Below are 470 nucleotides of genomic sequence, written 5' to 3' on the forward strand. Positions count from 1 at the left end.
CTTTACAACCCGAAGGCCTTCTTCATACACGCGGCATGGCTGCATCAGGCTTGCGCCCATTGTGCAATATTCCCCACTGCTGCCTCCCGTAGGAGTCTGGACCGTGTCTCAGTTCCAGTGTGGCTGGTCATCCTCTCAGACCAGCTAGGGATCGTCGCCTAGGTGAGCCGTTACCCCACCTACTAGCTAATCCCATCTGGGCACATCTGATGGCAAGAGGCCCGAAGGTCCCCCTCTTTGGTCTTGCGACGTTATGCGGTATTAGCTACCGTTTCCAGTAGTTATCCCCCTCCATCAGGCAGTTTCCCAGACATTACTCACCCGTCCGCCACTCGTCACCCGAGAGCAAGCTCTCTGTGCTACCGTTCGACTTGCATGTGTTAGGCCTGCCGCCAGCGTTCAATCTGAGCCATGATCAAACTCTTCAATTTAAGTTTGATGCTCGTGAATTAAACTTCGTAATGAATTAC

The 470-nt window shown here is 53.2% G+C and carries 1 rRNA gene; it reads right to left on the reverse strand.

Annotation, left to right across the window (positions count from 1 at the left end):
- A 16S ribosomal RNA gene (locus ACWKXT_RS24350) occupies positions 1-431 on the reverse strand; the annotation flags it as partial.
- Positions 432-470: the final 39 nt, after the last annotated feature.

The sequence above is a fragment of the Enterobacter sp. UPMP701 genome (assembly GCF_053709515.1).